This window comes from Bradyrhizobium sp. 41S5, assembly GCF_011516665.3.
GTDB lineage: Bacteria > Pseudomonadota > Alphaproteobacteria > Rhizobiales > Xanthobacteraceae > Bradyrhizobium > Bradyrhizobium quebecense.
This window is the reverse complement of sequence record NZ_CP083721.1, coordinates 6721248-6739599: the sequence shown is the minus strand read 5'-3', so window position 1 is coordinate 6739599 and position 18352 is coordinate 6721248. Positions and strand designations below refer to the sequence as shown.

General features: G+C 66.2%; 17 protein-coding genes. 3 read left to right on the top strand and 14 right to left on the bottom strand.

Annotation, left to right across the window (positions count from 1 at the left end; genetic code table 11):
- Positions 1-26 precede the first annotated feature (26 nt).
- A complete protein-coding gene (gene ppk2, locus HAP47_RS32395) occupies positions 27-1148 on the bottom strand; it encodes a polyphosphate kinase 2 (RefSeq protein ID WP_210285612.1) in 1122 nt (373 codons plus the stop codon).
- 394 nt (positions 1149-1542) lie between these two features.
- Here ppk2 and HAP47_RS32390 point away from each other — a divergent pair, with 394 nt between their 5' ends.
- The 3 genes from HAP47_RS32390 (at position 1543) to HAP47_RS32380 (ending at position 4257) form a co-directional block, all read left to right on the top strand.
- On the top strand, positions 1543-2064 hold the full coding sequence (locus HAP47_RS32390; protein WP_173641084.1) for a hypothetical protein: 522 nt from the start codon (positions 1543-1545) through the stop codon (positions 2062-2064).
- 146 nt (positions 2065-2210) lie between these two features.
- Positions 2211-2903, top strand: coding sequence for a response regulator transcription factor (locus tag HAP47_RS32385; protein WP_021075850.1), 693 nt, complete (start codon positions 2211-2213; stop codon positions 2901-2903).
- On the top strand, positions 2890-4257 hold the full coding sequence (locus HAP47_RS32380) for a sensor histidine kinase (protein WP_173641085.1): 1368 nt from the start codon (positions 2890-2892) through the stop codon (positions 4255-4257). Before HAP47_RS32385 ends, HAP47_RS32380 begins: the two co-directional genes overlap by 14 nt.
- A gap of 335 nt (positions 4258-4592) precedes the next feature.
- Here HAP47_RS32380 and HAP47_RS32375 read toward each other — a convergent pair whose 3' ends face one another.
- The 13 genes from HAP47_RS32375 to HAP47_RS32315 are packed head-to-tail and all read right to left on the bottom strand — an operon-like array spanning position 4593 to position 18338.
- Positions 4593-5219, bottom strand: coding sequence for an FMN-dependent NADH-azoreductase (locus HAP47_RS32375; protein ID WP_173641086.1), 627 nt, complete (start codon positions 5217-5219; stop codon positions 4593-4595).
- Between the two features lie 9 nt (positions 5220-5228).
- Positions 5229-6800 carry an isochorismatase family protein gene (locus tag HAP47_RS32370; RefSeq protein ID WP_173641087.1) on the bottom strand — a complete coding sequence of 524 codons (1572 nt, stop codon included), beginning with the start codon at positions 6798-6800 and terminating at the stop codon, positions 5229-5231.
- A 17-nt stretch (positions 6801-6817) separates the two neighbouring features.
- Positions 6818-7666: an MBL fold metallo-hydrolase gene (locus tag HAP47_RS32365; protein WP_173641088.1), complete on the bottom strand. Its 849-nt coding sequence runs from the start codon at positions 7664-7666 to the stop codon at positions 6818-6820.
- Positions 7667-7715: 49 nt separating this feature from the next.
- Positions 7716-8606 (bottom strand): amidohydrolase family protein, encoded by an 891-nt coding sequence (locus HAP47_RS32360; protein WP_173641089.1) that lies wholly within the window; start codon positions 8604-8606, stop codon positions 7716-7718.
- Positions 8603-9721 carry a vWA domain-containing protein gene (locus tag HAP47_RS32355; protein ID WP_173641090.1) on the bottom strand — a complete coding sequence of 373 codons (1119 nt, stop codon included), beginning with the start codon at positions 9719-9721 and terminating at the stop codon, positions 8603-8605. Before HAP47_RS32355 ends, HAP47_RS32360 begins: the two co-directional genes overlap by 4 nt.
- Positions 9718-10599, bottom strand: coding sequence for an AAA family ATPase (locus HAP47_RS32350; RefSeq protein ID WP_173641091.1), 882 nt, complete (start codon positions 10597-10599; stop codon positions 9718-9720). Before HAP47_RS32350 ends, HAP47_RS32355 begins: the two co-directional genes overlap by 4 nt.
- Positions 10600-10608: 9 nt before the next feature.
- A complete protein-coding gene (locus HAP47_RS32345) occupies positions 10609-11631 on the bottom strand; it encodes a xanthine dehydrogenase family protein molybdopterin-binding subunit (protein ID WP_173641092.1) in 1023 nt (340 codons plus the stop codon).
- Positions 11632-11633: 2 nt separating this feature from the next.
- On the bottom strand, positions 11634-13220 hold the full coding sequence (locus HAP47_RS32340) for a xanthine dehydrogenase family protein molybdopterin-binding subunit (RefSeq protein ID WP_173641093.1): 1587 nt from the start codon (positions 13218-13220) through the stop codon (positions 11634-11636).
- 12 nt (positions 13221-13232) lie between these two features.
- A complete protein-coding gene (locus HAP47_RS32335) occupies positions 13233-13712 on the bottom strand; it encodes a (2Fe-2S)-binding protein (protein WP_173641094.1) in 480 nt (159 codons plus the stop codon).
- Positions 13713-13718: 6 nt separating this feature from the next.
- Entirely contained in the window at positions 13719-14537 is an 819-nt protein-coding gene (locus tag HAP47_RS32330) for an FAD binding domain-containing protein (protein WP_176396277.1), read from the bottom strand.
- A 15-nt stretch (positions 14538-14552) separates the two neighbouring features.
- Entirely contained in the window at positions 14553-14996 is a 444-nt protein-coding gene (locus HAP47_RS32325) for an SRPBCC family protein (RefSeq protein ID WP_173641095.1), read from the bottom strand.
- Positions 14997-14999: 3 nt separating this feature from the next.
- A complete protein-coding gene (locus tag HAP47_RS32320) occupies positions 15000-15437 on the bottom strand; it encodes an SRPBCC family protein (RefSeq protein ID WP_173641096.1) in 438 nt (145 codons plus the stop codon).
- Between the two features lie 9 nt (positions 15438-15446).
- Complete coding sequence (locus tag HAP47_RS32315) at positions 15447-18338, bottom strand: flotillin family protein (protein WP_173641097.1); 2892 nt, start codon at positions 18336-18338, stop codon at positions 15447-15449.
- Positions 18339-18352 lie beyond the last annotated feature (14 nt).

Genomic DNA, 18352 nt, shown 5'->3' with positions numbered 1-18352 from the left:
TCGCGCCTGGCACCCATTCGCCCTATCTATTGAGCGTGCTCCTCCCGCTCGTGAATTACATTCGCGCGACCGACGAGCAGGTCGTCGACTGGGCCGACGCGCGTCGTATCCTTTCCTGCGTAGGGCATCGCATGCAGCACGTAGCGCATCGCATTCAGCCGCGCCCGCTTCTTGTCATCGGACTTGATGACGATCCAAGGACAGTCCGCGGTGTCCGTATGGAAGAACATAGCTTCCTTGGCCCGGGTGTAATCCTCCCACTTGTCGAGCGACGCCAGATCGACCGGCGATAATTTCCATTGCTTGAGAGGATGAGCCTCGCGTTCCTTGAAACGCCGCCGCTGCTCCTCGCGACTAACAGAGAACCAGAACTTTATGAGGTGGATGCCGCTGCGAACAAGGTTTCGTTCGAACTCCGGAACCTGACGAAGGAATTCGTCATACTCCGCTTGCGAGCAGAAACTCATCACCCGCTCCACGCCGGCGCGATTGTACCAGCTTCGGTCGAACAGAACGATTTCGCCTGCGGTGGGCAGGTGTTCCACATAACGCTGGAAATACCACTGACCGCGCTCGACGTCGCTCGGCTTGTCCAGCGCGACGACGCGAGCTCCGCGCGGGTTGAGATGCTCCATAAAGCGCTTGATAGCGCCGCCCTTTCCGGCGGCATCGCGTCCCTCGAACAACAACACCAGCCTTTGGCGCGCTTCCTTCATCCAGTTCTGCACCTTCAGAAGTTCGGTCTGCAGACCGAATTTCTGCTCCTCGTAGTCTGTCCGGAACATCCGAAACTTGTAAGGATAGGCGCCGAATCGCCAGTCATCGGCCAGTTCATCGCTGGTGTGCTTGGCACGCTTGGCTTCCTTACCGGCCAGCAAAGCTTCCAAGCGCTTAGCGTCATCCGGTGAGGCTCCCGTCAGCATCGCCTTCACCGGGGCGCTGGTCGCGGCGAGTCGCGGAGGTCCTTTGAGGATCGTATCAAGCGCGGCTAGTTCGCTCTCTACAGCGCTCTCCGCGGACTCCTTGGCCAGCGAGCGCTCGATTGGAGTGAGGCTATCGCTGGCCACAACAGTCTCTCCACGCCTAGTCAGCGTTGCCGTGCGTGCATTGCCGGCCTTTCGCTTCGATTTCTTTCTATTCAGTGTCATGCAGGTTTTCTTCTGGCCCCAAATTCCGGCCATGATATCCTGCGTTACCTGCCTCCTTACTTGAGCCAGATCAAACACGCATCCCGCGATCGCCTGCGAGGCGCGGGTGGCTGCCGTTGTATCGCGCAACGACGTCCTTTCTTCGTCCGCCGAAGTCGGCTTCTGGACCCAGGACGGGCGTCGCCTGGTTTTTCTCCGTATGAGCCGACACCCTCGCGCGTGATCCGGACTCGAAAGCTGGCTACGCAAAGCAAAGGGCCCCTCGCCAATCTTAAATCCCGCGTCAGAATCTGGCGCATTTGTCAGTTGAAGTCGGCCTCGTGCTTGCGTCTTTTGGTCATCCTCTGCATGCGGCGATGAGAGGTTCGCCGCGGTCCCAATCAGGGAGGATTTCATGACGAGCAGGCTCTTCACGTTTCTCACGACGGCGACGCTCGCTGTCAGCGTTGCGCTTGCACCCGTAGCCTTCGCCAGAGGTGGCGGCGGTGGCGGTGGTGGGCACGGCGGTGGCGGTGGCTTCGGCGGCGGCCATGGCGGCGGTTTTGGTGGCGCCATGGGCGGCGGCATGCACGGTGGCGGCTTTGGTGGCGGAATGCATGGCGGTGGTTTCGGTGGCGGCATGCGCGGTGGAGGCATGGCGTTTGCCGCCATGGGCGGCGGCGGACATTTTGTCGGTGGGCATTTTGGCGGCGCGCGCTTTGCCGGTGCACCGGCGTTCGGCCCGCGATTCGCCGGCGCCGGATTCCACGGCTCGCACTTCTTCCATCATGGCGGCTTATTCCACCACCACCGCTTCCATCGCTTCGCTTTCTTCGGCGGGCCCGTCGTCTATGCCGATTACTATGACGGCTGCTGGCGCAGGGTATGGACGTCTTACGGTCTGCAATGGGTCAATGTGTGCGGCGACTATTGGTGATCGCCCAACCGACCGCACCGTTGTCGCGGTCGTCGCCAGGCGTTCCATCCAGCCCCGGAATGGGATAGTCTGGCGGCGACCGTTGCGGGGCGCTCGGAGAGTTTGAGAACTCGGGGAGTTCAGGACAACTCGGAGAGTTCAAGAACATGACCGGAGCTCACCGCCGCATTCTCGTCGTCGAGGACGATCCGGAAACCGCGGGTCAGCTCGTCGAGGAGCTCACCACCAGCGGTTATGACGTGGATCTGGCGGCGAACGGCCGCGAGGCGCTGAGCCAGGGGGCGGCGCGCGACTATGCCGTGATCACGATCGATCGCATGCTGCCCGACATCGACGGTATCACGGTGATGCGCCAGATGCGCGATGACGGCATCGCGGTGCCGTTCCTGATCATCAGCGCGCTCGGTGAGGTCGATGATCGCGTGCGCGGCTTGCGCGCCGGCGGCGACGATTATCTGGTCAAGCCGTTTTCCTTTGTCGAACTGCTGGCGCGGCTGGAGGCGCTTGGCCGCCGCAGCGAGACCGTTGCCAAGGAGACCATCCTGCGGGTCGGCGATCTCGCGGTCGATCTGATCGCGCGGACGGCAAGCCGCCGCGGCCGCAAGATTCCGCTGCTGCCGAAGGAATTTCAGCTGCTCGAATATCTCGCGCGCAACGAAGGCCGCGTGGTGTCGCGCGCCATGCTGCTGCAACACGTGTGGGACCTGCACTTCGATCCTTCCACCAACATCATCGACGTCTATGTCGGCCGGGTACGCCGCAAGGTCGACGACCAGCAAGCCTATCCGCTGATCCACACGATCCGCGGCATCGGGTACTGCCTCCGTGCTCCTGGCTAAGACCCTCAGCTCGTCGACGTTCCGCCTGGCGTTGATCGCCATCGGTGCGTTCGGCCTCATCGTGTCCGTGATCTTCGCCTATGTCTACTGGTCGACGCTGTCCTATGTGCGCGACAGGTCCGACCGCGCCATCATGACCGAGCAGGCAAGCCTGGATGATGCCTATGCGCGGTCCGGCCGCGATGGCCTGACCGCGTTGATGGCGCAACGCATCGCAAACAAGGGCGATCAGGTCTATCTGCTGGTCGGCCCCGGCTCCGTGGTGCTCGCGGGAAATCTCAAGCAATGGCCTGCCGACACTGCTGTGGACGGTTGGACGGAATTTCGGACCTCGCTGCCGCAGCTGCCTTCGGGAACCGCGCTGGTGCGCGCCGTGACGAAGACCTTGCCAGGCGGTGATCGGTTGCTGGTCGGCCGCGACATCAGCGATCTCGACGGCTTCATGGCGCAGATCAGGGCCGCGGGGATCGCAGTCGTCGTGCTGATCATCGGCCTTGCAGCCGCCGCCAGCATCGGGGTCACGCGGCGAACGGTCGGCCGGATCGAGTCGATCAATGCGACCAGCCGCGCCATCATGCTCTCGGGCCTCGACCAGCGCATCCCGCTCCGTGGCAGTCATGACGAATGGGATCGTGTCGCCGAGAATCTCAATCTGATGCTGGATCGGATCCAGACCCTGATGGGCGACGTCAAGCAGGTCAGCGAGAATATCGCCCACGACCTGCGCACGCCGCTGACCCGGATGCGCGGCCGGCTCGAAAAAGCCTACCACACGCCCCGAAACGGGGAGGGCGATGCGGCGCTGATCGGCGACACCATCGCCGATCTCGACGCAGTGCTCGGGATGTTCGCATCGATCACGCGGATTTCCGAGATCGAGACGCGGGCCCGCAAGGGCGCGTTCCGCACCGTCAATCTGGTCGAGATCGCAGGCGAGGTGGTCGAGCTCTACGATGCCGCCGCCGAAGAGGTCACCACCCATCTCGACCTTGCCGGTGATCCGGCGGTGCTGGTCACCGGTGATCGCGACCTCCTGTTCGACGCCATCGCCAATCTCGTCGACAACGCCATCAAGCATGGCCGTCCGGGCGGACGGGTGACCGTGACCTGCGACAACGACGAGGGCGGGCCGGTGATTTCGGTCGCCGACGACGGCCCCGGCATCCCAGCCGAGCAGCACGATCGCGTCTTCAAGCGCTTCTATCGGCTCGAGCAAAGCCGCTATACGCCAGGCAACGGCCTCGGCCTCAGCCTGGTCGCGGCGGTCGCAAGTCTGCACGGCGCAAGGATCGAATTGCGCGACAACGCGCCGGGTCTGTTGTGCAGGCTCGTGTTTCCGCCGACGGAAACGTAGCGAGTGCTGGCGCTGTCGCGAGAATGCGGATGTATGTCCGCCGGCCGTGCAACAAACCTGGTGTCGTCCCGGGCAAGCGAAGCGCGACCCGGGACCCATAACCACCAATGCGAATTGCTTTGCGGCGCTGGGGCCACAGCTCACTCCTACAATACAACCCTGTGGTTATGGGTCCCTGCTTTCGCAGGGACGACGCGTGGCAATATCGGTGGACCCACACACTGCGTCACCTGCATGCGCGGGGATGACACCGCGTGTTTGGACATCTTGAAACGAGAACCATCCCACCGCCCGTCGTCCTGGCTTTCGCAGGACGAAGATGGGGTGAGAGCAAGTCAAAACCGCCCCGCCATCTCCGCAAGCCGGCGGTGCGCGGCCTCGCGCGCCGCGCGGATCGGCTCGGTGGGCCCGGTGGTCGGGCCGATCGGCACGAAGCGCACGTCGCTGACGCCGATGAAGCGCAGCGCTTCACGCAGATAGGGCGTCGCCATGTCGATGCGGCGGCGGTTCATGCCGGTGACGAAGTCGCTGCCGCTGGCGATGATCACGACCGTCGGGCGGTCCTTGAGCAGCGGAAGATAACCTAACGCCGGATCGAAGCGGAAGGTCAGGCCGGGCTGGATGATGACATCGAGCCACTGCTTGAGCTTGTAGGGGATGGAAAAATTCCACATCGGCGTCGAGATCAGCACGCGGTCGGCCAGCGACAGCCGCAGCGCCAGGCGCTCGGCGACGGCAAAGGCGTCGTGTTGCGAATTGGTGAACGTCTTGCCGCCGATCCGGGCGTATTTCGCCTCGAGCAGATACCCCTCGAACTCCGGCAATGGCTCGCGCCACAGGTTCATCGCGTCGATCTCCCAGTCCGGCCGCACTTCGCGGAAGCGATCGAGAAAGACGCGCGCTCCGGCTGCCGATTCCGAATCGGCGCGGGGAGAGCAGGCGACGTGAAGCAGCTTCGGCACTGCGCCTCCTCAGCCGAGCGCCTTGATGACGGTGTCGGCGTTGGTCACGACAGAGACGTTCTGCAGCGCGAAGTTGATCGCGGCGTTGTGCCAGTCGGCATTCCTGGTCGAGCAGCAATCCTCGGGCACGATCATGAAATAGCCCTTGTCGGCGCCGGTGCGCGCGGTGTGCTCGACCGACATGTTGGTCCAGGCCCCAGTGTTGATGATCATGTCGCGGCCGGTGGCTTTCAGGATGGTCTCGAGCCGGGTACCTTCCCAGGCGCTCATCCGCATCTTCTCGACCACGAAATCGCCCGGGCGCGGCTCGAGCCCGGAGACCGGCGCCGCGCCCCAGCTGCCGCGCACCATCGCCTTGCTGTCGACCAGTCCCTCGAACAACGGCGCATTCAGCGTCACGCCGGGCGCGCCCGGCTCGACCACGAACCAGACGTGGATGATGGCGACGCCGCGGGCACGGGCGGCCTCCGCGACGCGGCGGACATTCTCGACGACGTGCTGCTGGCGGGCATGGGCCGGCGCGCCGGAAGAGGCGAACGCGCCGCCATCCATGATGACGTCGTTCTGCATGTCCTGGATGATCATCGCGCAGCGATGCGGATCGATCTGCATCTCGCCGGCAGTCAGGTTAGGCGCAGGTGCGGATGATGCGGCACTCGCCGCGCCGCGCTTGCCGCTCATATAGGGCTCATGGCGCGGCCCGACCTTGGTCGGGATCGCGTACACCGAATGGGTCGCGGTCAGATAGAGCGTGCGGAAATCGGCGCCGCCCCAGGCGAGGTTGGCGACGAGCTCGGGCAGGCGGACCTTGCCAAGCAGGTCGCCGGCGGGCGAATAGACCCAGACGCCGCCCGGCGCGGTAACCCAGACATTGCCGCGCTGGTCGCACTTCATGCCGTCGGGCAGGCCGGGTTCGAGCTCGGAGCGGATGCCGGAGGCGAACACGCGCGGATTGGCGAGTGAGCCGTCGGCGCCGACGTCGAAGGCGCGGATCAGTGCCTGCACGGTGTCGTTGACATAGAGGATGCGTTCGTCGGGCGAGAAGCACAGTCCGTTCGGTTGCTCGAACAGATGACGGTCGACCAGCAGTTTCGGCGCGCCGCCGCCGGGCGGCACGCGATAGATGCCCTGGAAGCCAAGCTGGCGTGGCCGCTCGACGCCATAGACCGGCATCCGGCCGTACCAGGGATCGGAGAAATAGATCGCACCGGAGGAATGCACGCAGACGTCGTTCGGACTGTTGAGCTCCTGGTTCTCGTAATGCGAGGCCAGCACCTCGCGCCGCCCGTCGGGCCGCTCACGGATCAGCGAGGAGGTCGCGTGCTCGCAGACGATCAGATTGAGGTCGGCATCATAGGTCATGCCGTTGCACTTGTTCGACGGACGCTTGACCTCGACCACGCCGCGCCCTGCATCCCAGCGCCGGCGCACGTCACCGGGCATGTCGGAGAACAGCAGGAAATGATCGAGCGGATGCCAGATCGGTCCTTCCGTGAAATCGAAGCCCGTGCCGACCTGACCGACCGGCGCGTAGGGGTCGATCAGGTCTTCGAACTCCGCGCGCAGCGTGACATGCGTCATCGCGTTCGTCCTCGCTGTTACGCCGGAAACCAGTTGCGTTGCGGCAGGCTCTGCACGACGGGCCCGGGCACCTGGTCGTGCAGCCGGCCGACCACCATGCCGCCCTCGATCTTCGCCGGGCGATCGTGCACCGGCAGCAGATAGCGCGAGCTGGAGAGCAGCTTCTTGATCGCGGCCTTCTCGGCTCGCTTGCTGGTGCCGTGATTGCCGGTGGTGCGCGGCTCGGCGTCCTGGATTTCGTTGAACGGCGTGACGATCTGGTCGTTGAAATCATAGATCACGTCGCCGCAGATCGTCGCGATGCCGTCGGCGGTGTGGACGTGGATGTTCATCGAGCCTTCGGTATGGGCGTTGGCGGCGTCGCAATAGACGCCCGGCATCAATTCGACCGGGCCGGTGATCTCGAGGTCGAGGAAGCGCAGCGCGCTCTTGGTGTGCAGGCGGTCGATCAGGTGCTTGATGTCGGGCGCGGGATATTGCGGGTGCATCAGGCCGGAGACGGAATATTCCAGCTCCTTGCGGTTGACGACGACGGTCGTGTTCATCGGGAACAGATCGTCCTTGCCGGCATGATCGATGTGCAGATGGGTGTGGCAGACGAAACGGACGTCGCCCATCCGCACGCCGTGGCGGGCGAGCTGGTTCTCGATCATGTTCTCGTGGAACTGGAGGCCGCGCATGCCGAGCGTCTCCATGATCTGGTTGGAGCGATAGCCGGTATCGACCAGCACGGGGTAGGGGCCGCCGAGGATCAGGAAGCCGAGCGTCAGCACTCGGCGGGTGCGGCCGCAATTGTGCCCGAGCACGAGGAAGCTCGATTCCAGCTCGATATCGCCATAGTCCAGGATCTTGATCTCCAACGGCATCTTTCTCCCTCCCAATTCGTGTTCGTTGTTATGTTCGTCCGCAGCGCGCCTATGGCCCCAGCCGATAGACCCGCGCCGCCGTTGTGCTGAAGATCGCCTCGCGCTGCTCGCGGCTGAGCCGTTCGGCGGCCGCCTTGAAGGCGTCGATGAGATCGCGGTAGCTGGTCCACAGCTTCTCGATCGGAAAGTTCGAGCCGAACAGGCAGCGGTCCGCGCCGAAGATCGCGACCGTGTCGATCATGACGCCGGTGATATGCGCGGCATCGTTGCGATGGATGAAGGTGCCGAGCCCCGACAGCTTCGACACCACGTTGGGACATTGTGCGAGCCGGGCCATGCCGGCGCGCCAGGCGGCGCGGCCCTGCGGCGACAGATCCTCCAGCATGCCGGCATGCTGCAGGATGAACGTCACGTCGGGGCAGGCCTCGGCGAGGCCGGCCGCATCGGCCATCTGCGGCGCGAACACCTGCAGGTCGAAGCTCCAGCCATAGTCGGCGAGATGGCCGACATTGCGCCGGATCACCGGATCGGTGCAGAGATCGGGACGGGCCGCGAAGCGATAGAGCGGGTTTTCGTGCCAGTGCAGCTGCATGCGCACGCCGCGCACCAGCGGGTAGCGCTTCAACCGATCTAGCTGCGGCCGGACGTCGTCGGCGGAAAAATCGGCATAGGCGACGAGCGCGTGCGGCCAGCCGTGCCGGTCGGCGGTCTGCTGCACCCAGGCCGCCTCGTCCTCGAATTGGCCGTTCGGCCAGTTGGTCTGGACATAGACCGAGCGGGTGACGCCGGTGCCCTTGAGGTCGTCGAGATACTCCTCGATCGGATAGTCGCGGCGGATCGGCTCGCAGGGACCGAAAATGCGCGGCTGCATCGGGCCGGACAGCCAGGCGAGATCGGCCTGACGCCAGATGTGATGATGTCCGTCGACAATGCCGGTCACGCAGCTCTCCTTGTTGCAAGCGACAGCAGATGCGCAACCACCGCCGCGCTCGATCCGCCGTCCACGAGATCATCGACGAAGCGCTGGATCGCGATCAGCGCCTCGGTTTGCGGCTTGAATCCGGGTGAGGTCGCGAGCGGCGTCAGCCAGCTTACCCGCCAGGCCCGGCGCGACAGCTTTGCGACGGCATCGCGCAGCGCGGCCGGATCGCCGCGCTCGAGGCCGTCGGAGACGATCACGACCGCGGCGCCGCGGGCATATCCGCCGAACCGCGGCACGGCGAGGAAGGCCTGCAGCGCGTCGCCGATGCGGGTGCCGCCGTCCCAGTCGCTGACCAGAAAGGAGGCTGCGTTCAGCGCCTGCTCGCGCCGCTTCAGCCGCAGCGCCGGCGTGACGCGGGTCAGCCGCGTGCCGAAGGTGAACACCTCGACATTGCCGGCCGCCTGCATCAGCACATGCGCCAGCCGCATGTTCTCCTCGGTGCGCGCCTTCATCGAGCCGGAGACGTCGATCAGGAGCAGGATCTTGCGCGGGCGCTCGCGGCGGCGCATCCGGCCGAGCCGCAACACCTCGCCGTCATTGCGCACGCTGTCACGCAGGGTGCGGCGCAGATCGGCGAACGGACCGCTCCTCGCACGTCGTCGCCTGTGGCCGCGGCGCCGCGGCAGCCGCTGTGCCGCCTCGCGCGCCAGCCGGCGCAGCGGATCGCCGGTTGCTGTCTGCGCAAAACGGCGCTCGACCAGCGCCTCGGCGCGCGCCGCGGCGAGGCCGGATTCGTTGGCTTCATCGGCAAGCGGCGGCTCGTCCTCGCCACGGCTCTCCTCCTGCAGGCGGACAGTCTCCTCGTCCTCGCCCTCGGCCAGCTCGATGGCATCGGCGCCGCGGAAATGGATGTCGAACAGACGGTCAAACGTCGCGCGCCGCTCCGGCGGCGGCGCCAGCGTGGCGAGCCCGGCCCGGCGGATGTGCTCGAGACTCCGGGGACCGAGTAGTTCGATCGCCGCGAGAAAACTCGTCGTCTGTTCCGGTGCGACCGAGAAGCCGTTGGCGCGCAGCAGCGCGACAAAGGTGACGAAGATCAGCGCGGCGCGCGGCAGCTTGAGGTCGTCGCTCACGCGGCTGCCTCCGCGATGATCGCATCAAGCCGGGGCGAGATGAAATGCAGGTCCTCTTCGTCCTTCAGCGCAACGCCGATCGAGCGCTTGAAGGCGTCCGGCCAGCGCGCGCCGCTCTTGTGCAGCAAGGTCGCGGCCTCGGCCCAGTCGACCGCCTCGGCAACCCCGGGCGCCTTGCTCAACGGTTCGCGGCGCAGCCGGCCGACGGCGGCGACCACGGCGCGGGCGGTGGCCTCGGCGACGCTGGAGGCGCGCATCATCACGATCCGCGCCTCGCGCTCGGCATTCGGATAATCGATCCAGTGATAGACGCAGCGCCGCCGCAGCGCCTCGTGCAGGTCGCGGGTCCGGTTCGAGGTCAGCACCACGACGGGATGTTCGGCGGCGCGCACGGTGCCGCGCTCGGGGATCGAGATCTGGAAGTCGGACAGGAATTCGAGCAGGAAGGCCTCGAACTCCTGGTCGGCGCGGTCGATTTCGTCGATCAGCAGCACGGTCGCATCGGGCGCGCGCAGCGCCGCCAGCATCGGGCGCTCGATCAGAAACGACTCGCCGTAGATGTCGATGCTCTCTTCGCCGGCCTGCCGGATCGCAAGCATCTGGCGCGGATAATTCCACTCGTAGAGCGCGGCGGCGGCGTCGATGCCCTCATAGCATTGCAGTCGGATCAGCCGGCGGCCGAGCACCGCGGCGATCGCTTTCGCTGCCTCGGTCTTGCCGACACCCGGCGCGCCCTCGAGCAGCAGCGGCTTGCCGAGCGCAAGCGAGAGATAGGCGGCCGTCGCGATGCCGTCGTCGGCGAGGTAATAGGCCGCGCGCAGCGCCTTCTCCAGCGCCTCTGGGCTGTCGATGCCGACGATGTTGCTGCGGACCGGCATGGAAGGACCTCAGCGCCGCGGCTGCGGCCGCGCGCCGCCCTGTGCCCGGATCGCGCGCAACACCTTCTCCGGCGTGATCGGCAGATCGTCGATCCGGACGCCGACGGCATTGAAGATCGCGTTCGCAACGGCGGGCAACACCGGATTGGCGCACATCTCGCCCGGTCCTTTGGCGCCGAACGGGCCGTCGGGCGCGGGGCGCTCCAGCACCGCGATGTCGTGCGGGCAGATGTCACCCGGTCCCGGCATCAGATATTCGACGAAGTCGCGTGGGCCATGCACCGGCTCCGGATAATACGGCTCCGGCGTCTCGTAGAGCGCGTGGCTGACGCCCATCCAGGCGCCGCCGACCAGCTGCTGCTCGACCAGCCGCGGATTGAGCGCGCGGCCGAGCTCATAGGCCGAGTCCATCCGGATCATATCGACCTCGCCGGTCTCGTCGTCGACCTCGACCTCGGCGACGAGACAGGCATGCGCATAACATGTCGCCGGCGACATCTCGCCGGTTTCCGGGTCGACGTCGGACAGCGGCACCAGGAAGATGCCGCGGCCGGAGATCGTCTTGCCCTGCTTGAACTGCGCGGCAATCGCGACGTCCTTGGTCGAGATCGAACGATGCGGCGCGCCCTTGACATGGATGTTGCCGCGGCCGTCGGTCTCGAGATCGGCGGCGTTGACCTCGAGTTCCTCGGCGGCCGCTTCCATCATCACGCCACGGGCCTCCCGCGCCGCCGCCATCACGGCGTTGCCGACGCGGTGCGTGCCGCGCGAGGCGAACGAGCCCATGCAGTGCGGGCCGGTGTCGGAATCCGCGGTGTCGACATAGACATCCTCGACCGGCACGCCGAGCGTCTCGGCGCAGATTTGCCGCGTCACCGACTTCATGCCCTGGCCGAGATCGATCGAGGACAGCGCCACGGTGAACTTGCCGCTCGGGTTGGAATGCACCAGCGCCTGGCTCGGATCGCCGCCGAGATTCATGCCGATGGGATAGTTGACCGACGCGATGCCGCGTCCGCGATGCCGGGTCATGGTCAGCGTCTCCTGGTGCCGAAGACGGAAGAGAAGCGGGTGGCGCCATGCGACGGCGCGGCCGGCCGCGGTGACGGCGGCGGCGAGGAGGGAGGCGGCGGTGGTGGCGACTCGCGGGTTGCGGCCGGCGTGCGGTCATACGTCGTGCGCTGCTGCGACGGTGCGGGGGGCGTTGCATGCGACTCCCGCGGCGTCAGCGTCACGGCGGCACGGATCCCGCCACCATCCTTGCGGGATGACATCCGCTTGAAGTCCTCGCCGATCGGCCATTTGGCCTTCTCGGCTGCGACCTGCACGCATTCGATCAGCGCGGTGTTCTTGGCCTCGCGGCGGTGCGCCTTCATGTCGCCGTCGCGATACGCATTGAGAATCCGGAACTCCATCGGATCCATGCCGACCAGATGGGCGAGCTTGTCCATCTGGCATTCGATCGCGAAATCCATCGCCGTGACGCCAAAGCCGCGCATCGCGGTGGCGGGCGTGCGGTTGGTGAAGACGCAGTAGACGTCGCCATGGACGTTCGGGATCGTGTACGGGCCAGGCAGATGCGCGGCGCATTTCACCGCCGCATAGCTCGACAGCCGCGTATAGGCGCCGCTGTCGAAATAGGCGCGCACCTTGCGGGCGACCACGCGGCCGTCGCGCATCACGCCATCCCTGATGTAGATGCGCTCAGCGCCGCGCGGCGGGCCGTATTGCATCTCCTCCTCGCGCCCGAACACGTAGCGCACCGGGCGCCCCGTAAGCATCGCGCCGAGAATGCACAGCGGCTCGGTCAGCGTATCGACCTTGCCGCCGAACCCGCCGCCGACCGTGCCGCCGATGAAGTGGAAGGTGTTGGAGGGAACGTCGAGGATCTTGGCGCAGGTGTCGACCGAGAAGAACAGCGCCTGCGTCGAGGTATATACGATGTAGCGGCCGTTGGTGTCGGGTGCTGCGATCGAGCCGTTGGTCTCGGTCGGTGCATGCTCGATCGGCGACATCTGGTAGCGCTGCTCCAGCACATGGTCGGCCGTGGCCAGTGCGCGATCAGCGTCGCCGAAGCGCAGCTGCTGGCGATCATAGGTCTCGTGATAGGTGAAGGTGTTCTTGGGATACACTTCGTTGACGACGGGCGCGCCGGGCTTCAGCGCCTCCTCGACGTCGAACACCGCGGGCAGCGGCTCATAGTCGATCTTCACCTTGGCGATCGCCTCAAAAGCTTCGCGCGGGCTGTCGGCGACGATGGCGACGATCGGTTCGCCCTTGTAGCGCACCTTGTCGACCGCGAGCGACGGCTCGTCGTCCTTGCCGAAATTGATCAGGCTGAGCAGCGTGTTCAAATTGCGCGGCACGTCGGAGGCGCGGATCACGCGTCGCACCCCCTGCGACCGCTCGGCCTCCGAAGTGTCGATGCGGCGCAGCCGCGCATGGGAATGGGCGCTGCGGACCACCTTCAGGTGCAGCATGCCTTGCAGCTTGTGATCGTCGAAATAGGGCGAGGTGCCGGTGACATGGCCCAGCATGTCCTGGCGCTGCGTGCCCTTGCCGATTTCTTTCAGATTATCGTCGCGCTCGTCGGCGAAGATGTCCTTGCGCAATTCCAGCATGGCACTGTTCCCTTACGCGCGGGCCCGGCCGCCGGAAGCGGCTGATAGCACGGCGTTGATGATCGGCTCGTAGCCGGTGCAGCGGCAGATATTGCCGGAGATCGCCTCGACCACTTCGGCGCGGCTCGGCTGCGGATTGCGGTCGAGCAGCGCTTTCGCGGCCATCAGCATGCCCGGCGTGCAGTAGCCGCACTGCGCGGCGAAATTGTCGGCGAAGGCACGTTGCAGCGGATGCAGGGTGGGACCGTCCTTGATGCCGTCGAGCGTCTCGACGGAGCGGCCGGCGACCGTCTCGGCCAGCGTCAGGCACGAGAGGTGCAGTTCGCCATCAATCAGCACGCTGCAGGTGCCGCAGCCGCCCTGGCCGCAACCGAATTTCGGCGTCATGTCGCCGATCAGCTCACGCAGCGCGACCAGGAGATTGGTGCCGCCGTCGACGAAGATCGCGACGTCACGGCCGTTGTGCTGAAATTGGAGAGGGGTCTTGGCCATGACGATCTATTCCTGACCGGACAACAGGCGCCTGAGATGCACGCCGACGATCTCGCGGCGATACCAGGCGCTGGCGAGCGCATTGTCGCCGGGCGAAGTTCCTTCGACGGCTGCTGCCGCCGCCGCGCTGATCGTGGAGGCGTCGAGCGAGCGTCCCTCCAGCGCGCGCTCGGCGGCGCGGGCGCGGATCGGGGTCGGCGCCATCGAGCCGAGCGCGACGCGGGCGCCGACGATGCGGCTGCCGTTGACCGGCAGATGCGCCGCGAGCGTGATCACCGCGCCGCCCTTGGGCTTGATCCGCGCGATCTTGCGGTAGCGGAAGGCCTCGGTGCTGCCGGGCTTGGCAAAGGAGATCGCGAGCACCAGCACGCCGGCCTGCCGGTCGCGCGATTGCAAAAATTCCTCGATTCCGATCTCGCGGCCGCCAAGGCCCCCCTGCACCGACACGACGGCATCGAGCGCAAGCATCGCGACCGTGAAGTCGCCATATGGCACCGGCGCGAACAGATTGCCGCCGACCGTGCCCATGTTGCGCACCGCCGGTCCGCCGATCGAGCGGGCGGGGGCGTGCAGGAAGCCGAGATCGCGTTCGGCCAGGATGCGCGCGAAGGTGACGCCGGCGCCGAGCGTGATACGTGAGCCGGACACGTCGATCCGCGTCATCGTCTGGTCGCTGGCGCGCACGACGGTCGAGATCGAGATGTCGCCCTCGTTCAGTGCCCGCATCACCAGCGTGCCGCCGCCGAGATAGCGGGCGCTGCGATCCGACGACAGCGCGGCTGCTGCGTCATGGGTGCTGGTGAAGGTCTTCACCGTGACTGGCATGATGTCCTTCCCCGCTTACGCGGCCTCCTTCAGATGCCGGCGGATGGCGTCGAAGCCGCCCTGGTAGATGTCTTCCGAAACCATGTGCGTGATGCGGTCCCTGTCCTCGATCCGCGTCGTGAAGCGCGATTCCCAGTGCCAGAAGGTGCGGTTACCATCGGTGACCGGCAGCAGGCGGACATGCGCCACGTAGTTGAACATCGGAACCGGCGTGTCGAGCAGGCAGTAGCTGAAGCTTTGCTCCAGGTCGGACAGCGCCAGCAGCTGCTCACGCAGTTCGGATCCGTCCTTTAGCTTGAAGCGCCTGACACAGCCGATCTTGTCGGACGGCTGCGCGCGCTCTATGCCGCTGGTCGCGACCGCCGGGTGCCAGCGGTCATGGCCGTTGAAATCGCGCAGCACGGCCCAGACCGCATCGGTCGGCGCATCCAGGATCGTGCTCTTGACGATGTGCGGCACGGTCTATCCCCCGAACGCCCGCTTCAGTGCGTCGAACCCGCCTTGAAACACACCGCCGCCGATATTGTTGACGAGCTCCGCCTCACGCTCCGGCGCGCAGTCGAACTCGGCGGTCCACTCCATGAACGTCTGGTCCCCGTCGGTGACCGGCGTGAGCCGCAGCGTCGCGACGTAGTTCTCGACGCCCATCGGCGATTCCAGGATGGAGTAGGTGCAGAACATGTCGTAGTCGGACAGCCCGAGCAGCTTCTCGCGGATGCGATCGCCATTGCGCAACCGGAAATCTCTGATGCAGCCGATCTTGTCGGAGGGCTCGCCGCCCTCGATCCGGCTTTCGGCGATCGCTGGGTGCCAGTTCGGCAGCCCGTTGAAATCACGGACGCGCGCCCAGACCCGGTCGTTGCGGGCGTTGACGACAGTGGAGACGTAAACCCGTGCCATGTTGCGAGCTCAGTCCTTCTTGCGCGGCGTGCGTTCGGGGCGCGGCTCGCCGCCGCCTTCGGGCGCTGCCGGCTTGGCGTCGGCGCCGCTCTTGCGTGCGCTCTCCTTGATGCCCTGCATGTCGCGGGCCTCGCGGATCAGGCCGGGCATCTTGGCGAGGCTGCCGCCCTCGACGCCGATATCCGACAGGATCGAGTCGATCAGCGGCGCCTGCACGCGGTAGCGCAGCGCCGAGTCGATCACCTCGTCGGTGGCACTGCGGCCGGAACCGCCGCCGTTGCCATTGCCGTTGAGCCCGTCGACCTGGAGGATGCGGATGCCCTCGATCTTCTCCATCGGCTTGACGCTCTCGCGCACGATGCCCTCGATCCGGTCGAGCAGCTTGCGGCGGAACAGCGAGTAGCGCGCCTGGTCGGTCAGCACGTTCTCGGCCTCGTTGAGCAGGCGCTGCGCCTCGGCCTCGACGGTAGCACGGACCCGTTCGGCCCCGGCCGCGATCCTGGTTTCCTCGGCCTGCTTCTCGGCGAGCAGCACCTCGACGGTCTTGCGCCGCTTGGCGATCTCGCTCTCGCGCGCGGTAACGACGCGCTCGGCCGCCTCGGTGGCATGGACCCTGGCGTCCTCGGCGGCAGCGCGCGCCGCGGATTCCTCCAGCGACTTCTGGTGCAGCGCGATGGCCTTCTCCATCAAGGCGGTCTCGACGTCCTTCTCCCTGTTCACCTCGAGCTTGCGCAGCTCGCGCTCGCGGCCGATCCGGGCCTCGTCGAGGCCGCGGTCGGAGGCGATGCGGGCGCGTTCGACTTCTTCACGCGCCGCGATCTCGGCCTCCTGCAGCGATTGATTGCGGGCGACCTCGAGCTGCTCGATCGAGCGGCGCCGTTCGATCCGCGCCGCTTCCAGCGCCTGCTCGCGGGTCACATCGGTGGTCTCGACCTCCTTGCGGGCCGTGATCTCGGCCTGCTTCACCTGCCGGTCGGCATCGATCCGCTCCGAGCGCTTGGCGGCGAGCGCGATCACGCGCTCCTCGTCGGCGAGCTCGATCGCCCGTTTCTGGTCGATGTTGAGCACCTCGCGGGTCCTGGAGGAGCTGATCCGCTCGCTCTCCAGCGCCAGCTCGACATCGATGCGCTGGCGCTCGACCGCGTCGCGGCGCTTCAGCTCGGCGGCCTCGATGGCCCCCGTGCGCTCGATCTCGAGCGCGCGGGTCTCGCGCTCGGCACGGATGCGCTGTGCCGCGACCGACTTCTCCTGCGAAATGCGTGCCGCCTCGATCGATTCGCGCGAGGCGATGTCGGCTTCCTCGATCGCACGGGTCCGTGCGATCTCGAGCGCCCGGACATGTTCCTCCTGCGCGATCCGCGACGCCTCGGTGGCGTCGCGCGCGGTGATCCCGGCGATCTCGATCGCCTGGTTGCGCTCGATCTCGAGCTTGCGCGTGGTGTGATCGGCGGCAATGCGCTCGGCGGCCAGCGTCTTCTCTCTGATGATCCGGGCGGCCTCGACCGCCTTCTGCGCCTCGATCTCGGCTTCCTGGATGGTACGAACCTGCTGGATCTCCAGCGCGCGGGTGCGCTCGTCCGAGGAGATGCGCTCGACATTGACCGTCATGGTCTGCGCGATGCGCGCCTTCTCGGTGGCCTCGCGGGCCGCGATCTCGGCCTCCTCGACGGCACGGGTGCGCTCGATCTCACGGCGGCGGGTTTCTTCTTCGTTGGCGATGCGGGCATCGGTGACGACGCGATCCTGCTGGATGCGGGCCTTTTCGATCGACTCGCGGGCCGCGATTTCGGCTTCCTCCACCGTGCGCATTCGCTCGATCTCGCGCTGACGGACCTCGCGCTCGGAGGCGATGCGCGTGGTGTCGACCGAGCGCTGGTTGGCGATCCTCGCCTTCTCGATCTCCTCACGCGCCAGCAACTCCCGTTCTTCCACCGCGCGGGTCCGTTCGATCTCCCGGTGCCGCGTCTCGCGTTCGGAGGCGATCCGTGCCTCGGTGATCGCCTGCTCGTTGGCGATGCGCGCCTTCTCGATGGCTTCGCGCGCGGTGATCTGGGCCTGCTCGGCCTCGGTCTCGCGCAGCGCGCGCTCGCGTGCGACTTCGGTGCGTTGCAGGGCGCGACGCATCTCGATGTCGCGTTCCTGCTCGAGGCGGGCGGTCTCGCTCTCGCGCTCGATGTCGAGCGCCTGCCGCTCGGCCTCCAGGTTGCGGGAGCGGATCTTGATCATCGAATCCTGCTCGATGTCGTTACGCAGCTTGCGCTTGGCCTCGATGTCCTCCATCAGGCGGGTCAGGCCTTCGGCGTCGAAGCGGTTCGAGGGGTTGAAATATTCGAGGTCGGTCTGGTCGAGATCGGTGATCGCGACCGACTCGAGCTCGAGGCCGTTCTGCGCCAGCGCTTCGGCGGCGTTGGCCTTGACGCGAGCGACATATTCGCCGCGCTGCTCGTGCATCTGCTCCATAGTCATCTCGGAAGCAACCGAGCGGATCGCGGAGATGAACTTGCCAGAGAGCAAGGTGTGCAGCTGCTCCGGTTCCATGGTGCGGCGGCCAAGCGTGGCGGCGGCGATCGAGACGGCCTCGCGGGTCGCCTGCACCCGGACGTAGAAATCGGCCTCGATGTCGACGCGCATGCGGTCGCGGGTGATGACGGCATCCTGCCGGGAGCGCACGATCCCCATCGGCAGCACGTTCATGTTGACCGGCGTGTAGTCGTGGATGAACGGCAGCACGAAGGCGCCGCCATTGATCACCACGCGTTCGCCGAGGAAACCGGTCCGGACGAAGGAGGTTTCCTTCGACGAGCGGTGGTAGAGCCAGTTCACCACATAGACGATGATGACGATCGCGACGATTGCGACGATGAGCCAGAGGATCAATTCACCGACCAGCATCCCTGACATCTCTTCCTCCCTTG